Origin of the sequence: Bifidobacterium aquikefiri (assembly GCF_002259795.1) — a bacterium.
Taxonomy (GTDB): domain Bacteria; phylum Actinomycetota; class Actinomycetes; order Actinomycetales; family Bifidobacteriaceae; genus Bombiscardovia; species Bombiscardovia aquikefiri.
Map to the genome: position 1 here is coordinate 1 of NZ_MWXA01000013.1, position 6,671 is coordinate 6,671.

Annotated in this window: 9 protein-coding genes; 3 read left to right on the forward strand and 6 right to left on the reverse strand. The window is 55.3% G+C overall.

Going from position 1 to position 6,671, the window contains the following annotated elements:
* On the reverse strand, positions 1–428 hold a 428-nt coding region (locus BAQU_RS09970; RefSeq protein ID WP_244568525.1), incomplete at its 3' end, for a replication initiation protein.
* 387 nt (positions 429–815) lie between these two features.
* Positions 816–1,136, reverse strand: coding sequence for a conjugal transfer protein TraD (traD, locus tag BAQU_RS09975; RefSeq protein ID WP_094695265.1), 321 nt, complete (start codon positions 1,134–1,136; stop codon positions 816–818).
* A gap of 305 nt (positions 1,137–1,441) precedes the next feature.
* Between traD (BAQU_RS09975) and BAQU_RS09980 the strand changes: the two genes are divergently transcribed.
* Entirely contained in the window at positions 1,442–2,785 is a 1,344-nt protein-coding gene (locus BAQU_RS09980; RefSeq protein WP_094695255.1) for a MobA/MobL family protein, read from the forward strand.
* Here BAQU_RS09980 and BAQU_RS10710 read toward each other — a convergent pair.
* On the reverse strand, positions 2,775–2,909 hold the full coding sequence (locus tag BAQU_RS10710; RefSeq protein WP_275542248.1) for a hypothetical protein: 135 nt from the start codon (positions 2,907–2,909) through the stop codon (positions 2,775–2,777). The genes BAQU_RS09980 and BAQU_RS10710 overlap by 11 nt on opposite strands.
* 261 nt (positions 2,910–3,170) lie before the next feature.
* Between BAQU_RS10710 and BAQU_RS09985 the strand changes: the two genes are divergently transcribed.
* Together BAQU_RS09985 and BAQU_RS10480 are read left to right on the forward strand one after the other, a co-directional pair.
* Positions 3,171–3,767, forward strand: a complete 597-nt coding sequence (locus BAQU_RS09985; RefSeq protein WP_143242013.1) for a hypothetical protein — start codon at positions 3,171–3,173, stop codon at positions 3,765–3,767.
* The gene (locus BAQU_RS10480) at positions 3,764–3,961 is read left to right on the forward strand and encodes a hypothetical protein (protein ID WP_094695259.1); all 198 of its coding nucleotides are present in this window, start codon (positions 3,764–3,766) and stop codon (positions 3,959–3,961) included. The genes BAQU_RS09985 and BAQU_RS10480 overlap by 4 nt, the downstream gene beginning before the upstream one ends.
* Before the next feature lie 243 nt (positions 3,962–4,204).
* Here BAQU_RS10480 and BAQU_RS09995 read toward each other — a convergent pair whose 3' ends face one another.
* The 3 genes from BAQU_RS09995 to traD (BAQU_RS10005) form a co-directional block, all read right to left on the reverse strand.
* Positions 4,205–4,630: a hypothetical protein gene (locus BAQU_RS09995; RefSeq protein ID WP_094695261.1), complete on the reverse strand. Its 426-nt coding sequence runs from the start codon at positions 4,628–4,630 to the stop codon at positions 4,205–4,207.
* Positions 4,631–4,770: 140 nt separating this feature from the next.
* Positions 4,771–5,850: a replication protein RepA gene (locus BAQU_RS10000; RefSeq protein WP_094695263.1), complete on the reverse strand. Its 1,080-nt coding sequence runs from the start codon at positions 5,848–5,850 to the stop codon at positions 4,771–4,773.
* A 387-nt stretch (positions 5,851–6,237) separates the two neighbouring features.
* The gene (traD, locus tag BAQU_RS10005) at positions 6,238–6,558 is read right to left on the reverse strand and encodes a conjugal transfer protein TraD (protein WP_094695265.1); all 321 of its coding nucleotides are present in this window, start codon (positions 6,556–6,558) and stop codon (positions 6,238–6,240) included.
* Positions 6,559–6,671 lie beyond the last annotated feature (113 nt).

Sequence of the window (6,671 nt, forward strand, 5' to 3'; positions counted from 1 at the left end):
AGAACATTCTTTATCTCCGTCTTGATCTCAGTGCTGTTGTCAACCGAATATGTGCACTTAAACAGCCGCTCAAGCTGCTGCTTGATATTCCGCATCTGCTGTCCGCCTATCGGCACGTTTATGAGCCTAAGAAACTCGCGGAACGTGGTGCCCAAATTCAATATGCGGGAAGCCGGGTCGAAGCTGGGGTCGCCGGTTTTGACCATCGTGCAGGCGTACATCTCGAACAAACGCGGATATTTGCCATAAGGCAACCCGGCAGTTCCCCCGTGGAACTCAACGGTGAGACTTCCGTTGCGCCGTATAACCTCTTTAGCGCCATCCTTGGGTTTCCTGTAGGGCAGGGAGACCTGTGTCATGAGTTTGGAGATGAAGGCGTGCGACATCCACGGGTCGTCGGGCACTTCGAGTTCGGTAGAATCGTTCATTGCTGATCACTCCTCATAAGTGATTGGCCACAACCCCGACCGAGCTTCATTCGGTGCGGGGTTCTCTCATATTTCGAGTGTGTACTTTACCCATGAAGCATAGCACAAGGTTGTGTACTTTACCCATGATTGAGGTACTTTACCCATGTTTTGAGGTACTTTACCCATGTTTTGAGGTACTTTACCCATACCCATGGGTAAAGTACACACCTCTTATCCTTACTGCGAGTAGGGGAATAATCGTGTTACGATATTCCGCCCCTGTATACCTGTATACCTGTACCTAGAAGCATGGTTTTCATGAAGTTGATCTTTGACTGTGGATAACCCCCTTCAGGTGCTTGCGGATCACCGCACCCCATCCTTGAAGATGTCATGTGCTTCCCCTCAGTTGCCGTTCTCGGCCTGCTTGGTGTCTGGTTCGTATCCGTCGGCTTTGAGTTCCTCGATGATGCGTGACGCGCGCGTGTAGTCGCCCTGCTCGCCGTGGTGGGTGCGGGTGAGCTGTTCGAGGAGCAGCTCACGTCCCCGCTCGTCGAGTTCGATGCCGAGAGCCTTCTCCATGACCGCGCCGAGCTGTATGAGCCGTCTGGTGCGCGCTTTGCGCTCCTGCTGGCCGGCACGGGCGAGCAGCTGGCGCTTGCGCGCCTTGAGCTGCTCCTGCTGCTTGGTGAGTTTCTCTATCCGCTCCTGCAACGTATCTGTCATGATGCCCCGTCCTTCCATGCGAATCATCGTTATCACCCAGCAGCGTACCGCGCTGCGCAAACCTCAAAAAAATAACCCCACACCACAGAACATCGTCCCTCAATAAATATTATTGAGGGCGCACTTACAGACAACCGTGGGTTGTCCGTCTGGCGTGCGCACTACCGTGGGTTCCAAGGGTTCTGCCCTTGGAGTTCCCGCCCTTCCGGGGGACTCCACCGAGGGTCGCTGCCGTGGGCGTCTCCCGACGGGTTCACGAGTGCTGGCCGCACTCTTGAAAATCTCTTGCCGAAAGGNNGGGGCTGATGGCTATCTACTCGTTGCATGTGGGCAACGTGTCGCGTGCCTCCGGCTCGTCCTCCTGCGCGTCCCTGTCGTACATCACCGCCGAGCGGGTCAGGGATGAGCGGCTCGGCGTGACGTACAACGGGTTTTCGCGCCGTGAGCGGGTCATCGAGTCGCATACGCTGCTGCCCGAGGGTGCCCACGAGCGGCTGCGGGATGCCGAGGCGCTGTTCAACGGGGTTGAGGCGGTGGAGCGTGCCGCCAACGCTCGCACGGCGAAGAAAATCATGGTTGCCCTGCCCCGAGAGTTCACGCCCGAGCAGCGGCGTGAGGTGGTGGAACGGTTCATCGGCAGCCAGCTGAACGCGCGCGGCTATGCCGCCACGTACGCGATACACGAGGACGGGGGTGGCAACAACCCGCACGCGCACATCCTCATACCCAACCGGCAGCTTGACGCCGACGGGTGGGCGCGGGTCAAGAGCCGCAAGGAATACAAGCTCGACGAAGCCGGGCAGCGCATCCCTCTCATCGACAAGGCCACCGGCATGCAGAAGCTCGACAAGCGCAATCGCAAGCAGTGGCAGCGGGTGAGCGTCACGACGAACCCGCTCGACGAACGCGAGACGCTCCAATCGCTGCGAACAAGCTGGGCGAGCGAATGCAACCGGCTGCTGCCCGAACGGCTCCACGTCAGCGAGAAGAGCCTGAAGGCTCGGGGGATCGAGGCAGCGCCAACCATCCATGAGGGGTATGCGGCGCGGGGGATGGAGGCGCGGGGCGGCGTCTCGGAGCGCATGGGACTGAACCGGCTGATACGACGGGTCAACGCCCTGATAGACAAGCTGCGCGAACAGGTCAGGGGCGTGGCCGGGGAACTGCAATCACTGCTGAACGAAACGAGGAGACATGGACGAGAACCAGAACCAGAGCGACGCGGAGAGCCTGAGCGCACAGCTGCGCGAGACCAGACAGGTGCTCGAGGAACTCAGGAACTACCAGGGCGCGCAGATACAGCTCGCCTCCAGCAGCCAAGTGAACCTCAAAGAGCAGCTGGAGGCGATAACCTCCACGACGGAACAGGCCAACCAGATGCTGCTGAACAGCTTGCAGCGATTAGAGGACTCAGGCAACAGACAGAACGAAGCCTCAAGGAAGGTCATCCTCTCTGGCTACAAGGCATTCGAGGAGAGCGTGGAGCGAACGGCCAACAGGAACGAAACGCAGCTCAGGAAGATGCAAGACGAGCAGAACGACAGCAACGAGAGGCAGATGAGCGCGCTCAGGCAATCGAACGCGAACGCGCAAAAACAGTACGACGACCTGAACCGGAAATACACCGCTCTCGCGGGCTCAGTCGCTAAACAGGTCGAGGAGGGGGCGCGCGCTCTTCGCAACCGGTTCAGCCTGTACGCCATCCGCAACTACCTGCTCGCCACCATACCCACCAGCATCATCACCTCGGGGTTCTTCTACACGCTCCTGCATTTCTTCCATTAGGAAACCCCTGGGGGAAAGCCCCCAGGTCCATGGTGCCCAACCACCGTGCTTCTCGTGGGTGCATTCTTCGAAGGTGAGTGAGGATGTAGAATTGTTTATGTTTCATGTAATCAAAACAAAGGGGTTCTGAGATGAAAAAAAATATTAGCTTGCGTAATTGCAATTTTGGGCACCCTATCGTTTGTCTCGCCTGCCTCGGCCTCGCCGGTCACGTCGACGTCGGCCGCGACTGCTGAAGCTATGAACACGATGACGCGGGAGACGGGTGAAGCCGCCCAACATAAGATTTCGTTGGTGTCGGATCTCGTCGACAACGGCACATTGGTTAGACACGTCAACGCGGATGAATTAAAAATCGAGGACTCGCTGGTGTATGTCCTGTCGGAGCAACAGGGCGGCGGTTCACTCGTCATAGTCCCCATCTCTGATCCATATGCTTTGATGAGCAACTTCATCGTGTACCTCAGCAATTCGGGAACCATGTACCGCTACAACGAGACACTCATAGACAGAAGCGTCTCTAACACGTTCCAGATCAAACAATATGCTGATGGCACACTCACAAGAAGCGATGTGTCGGATATTGCGTACAAGACCAATGACGATCTTAAGGAGGAACTCAGAACCGGATTAAGTCAGCAGCGTCCGACCGCAAGGGGTAATCCCACCGCTTGCGCGTCGATGGCTTTCGGCGTCGGTACTGGTTTCGGAGCTATACTCGCCTGGGCTTGTGCGGGGACCTGCGTCAGTGGCGTCGGTGCGCCTGTCTGCATAGCTTGCATCGGCGCCTACGCGGCGGTGTCGTATGGTTCAATCAATACTTTCATGAATTGCTTGAAATCATGAAAAGGAAACTACACCAGCACCCTATGCTCTTCACCACGTTGATAATCATGATTGCAACGTTAATGTCATTTCATTCCGTCAGCATTCTTCTTACACAAGGTTTCAGCGTCACCAGATTCCTTGACTTCGCAGGTGGTGTGGCCATCTTTGTCTGTGCGATATTCCTATTCAAGGACAACAGGGATCGGCTTTAGAATCACCCGTCATCCAGAGACATTGATGTGGTTGTGGATAATCGGCTTCGTGATCCTAAGGAGGGGCGCATCGATTGCATAAAATCGAGTCTGCACAAGGACAATGCCCCGCATATGCGGGGCATTGTCCTTGTGCAGACTCGTGGCATTTCTAGCATGATGTATGTGTAATAAGCCATTTATAATTCAACGTTGAAATATTCAATCGCCGTAATGGGTTTTTAACGTTTCGGTTTTGACGATTCATCCATGAAACAGCCTAGTCCAGAATGATTCTTTCTTGGTATCTGTTGTGTTCTCCACGCTGGAGTGCGCATCAACGGATTCAATCAACTTCAAGGCCGCGCGCTGATCCGTTAGTTGTATTTGCAAATCAGCAATTCTGTGTTCCTGCTGCCGTGTTCTTTCACTCAACACGGCATTTTCGATTTTGAGGCGTTCCAATTCATTCTGAACCCCGGCAGGTTCACTTGAATGTTCATGTGAACCTGCCGGGGTGCTGTTCGCAAGCAGCCCTGTGGCTATTAAAGCCGGGACAGGTATCAACCAGCCTGATTTACTAATAACTGCACCATTTTTAACGAGCTCATCGCGTCTTCTTCTGATTGTATTTTTAGCTTTACCAGTCATTTCTGCGGCTTGCGATAAATTTACCTGAGGTGCATTCATAGTTCAACGATACCCCATTCTGAACCTACTACATATAGGCCACCTCCTGTGTTCCAGGCACTGCTTTTTCATCACTGGATACCCGTTGCCGCCCACATCATCAAGACTGGATCGCTCTGATTGTTGCCGTGCTTCCTCATCTAGAACAACCCCACGTTGACCGCTGGCGCGTGCCCGTGCTTCTCGTGGTTCCGCTCGTCGAAGGCGCACACGGGGCATTCTGAGGGGCTTACGGAGCCGTCCAGGTGCATCTGGGCGTCCGTGGTGCTGAATGAGTCCAGGGAGCCGTACACCTCGCCCCTGCCCGTGCTGGCCGTCACCGCGAACCAGTGCGCCGACTCCGACCTCCCAGCACTCTTGGCCTTCGTCTCGACATGCTCCAACGCCCGCGTCTGCGCCACCGGGGTCACGGAGGTCTCGGACGGGTACAACGTCACATACTGCCTGCCGCAGGTGATCCTCGCCTGCGGATACACCTTCAGCACCTCAGCAACGGCCTTCCTGAAACCGCGTCGGAATTCAATCATCGTTGTGTTGTTGCCGAATTGCGCGGCCAGCTGCCGCCAAGCGATGGACTGGCGATCATGCAGATACTTGTAGCGGCGGGTCAGCCACCAGTACACATCCAGACTCATCGGGGAGTTCAGACAGGCGATGGTAGGCAGGTCGACCGGCACAGGAGAATCACGCAGATAGTCGATGTACTCCTGACTGAACCTCACCGTATTCTCGAACAGACCATGCTCCTGAGGCTCTTTGCGAAGCCAGTCGATGCTTGCCGTTTCAGCCACGAGAACATTCTTTATCTCCGTCTTGATCTCAGTGCTGTTGTCAACCGAATATGTGCACTTAAACAGCCGCTCAAGCTGCTGCTTGATATTCCGCATCTGCTGTCCGCCTATCGGCACGTTTATGAGCCTAAGAAACTCGCGGAACGTGGTGCCCAAATTCAATATGCGGGAAGCCGGGTCGAAGCTGGGGTCGCCGGTTTTGACCATCGTGCAGGCGTACATCTCGAACAAACGCGGATATTTGCCATAAGGCAACCCGGCAGTTCCCCCGTGGAACTCAACGGTGAGACTTCCGTTGCGCCGTATAACCTCTTTAGCGCCATCCTTGGGTTTCCTGTAGGGCAGGGAGACCTGTGTCATGAGTTTGGAGATGAAGGCGTGCGACATCCACGGGTCGTCGGGCACTTCGAGTTCGGTAGAATCGTTCATTGCTGATCACTCCTCATAAGTGATTGGCCACAACCCCGACCGAGCTTCATTCGGTGCGGGGTTCTCTCATATTTCGAGTGTGTACTTTACCCATGAAGCATAGCACAAGGTTGTGTACTTTACCCATGATTGAGGTACTTTACCCATGTTTTGAGGTACTTTACCCATGTTTTGAGGTACTTTACCCATACCCATGGGTAAAGTACACACCTCTTATCCTTACTGCGAGTAGGGGAATAATCGTGTTACGATATTCCGCCCCTGTATACCTGTATACCTGTACCTAGAAGCATGGTTTTCATGAAGTTGATCTTTGACTGTGGATAACCCCCTTCAGGTGCTTGCGGATCACCGCACCCCATCCTTGAAGATGTCATGTGCTTCCCCTCAGTTGCCGTTCTCGGCCTGCTTGGTGTCTGGTTCGTATCCGTCGGCTTTGAGTTCCTCGATGATGCGTGACGCGCGCGTGTAGTCGCCCTGCTCGCCGTGGTGGGTGCGGGTGAGCTGTTCGAGGAGCAGCTCACGTCCCCGCTCGTCGAGTTCGATGCCGAGAGCCTTCTCCATGACCGCGCCGAGCTGTATGAGCCGTCTGGTGCGCGCTTTGCGCTCCTGCTGGCCGGCACGGGCGAGCAGCTGGCGCTTGCGCGCCTTGAGCTGCTCCTGCTGCTTGGTGAGTTTCTCTATCCGCTCCTGCAACGTATCTGTCATGATGCACCGTCCTTCCATGCGAATCATCGTTATCACCCAGCAGCGTACCGCGCTGCGCAAACCTCAAAAAAATAACCCCACACCACAGAACATCGTCCCTCAATAAATATTAT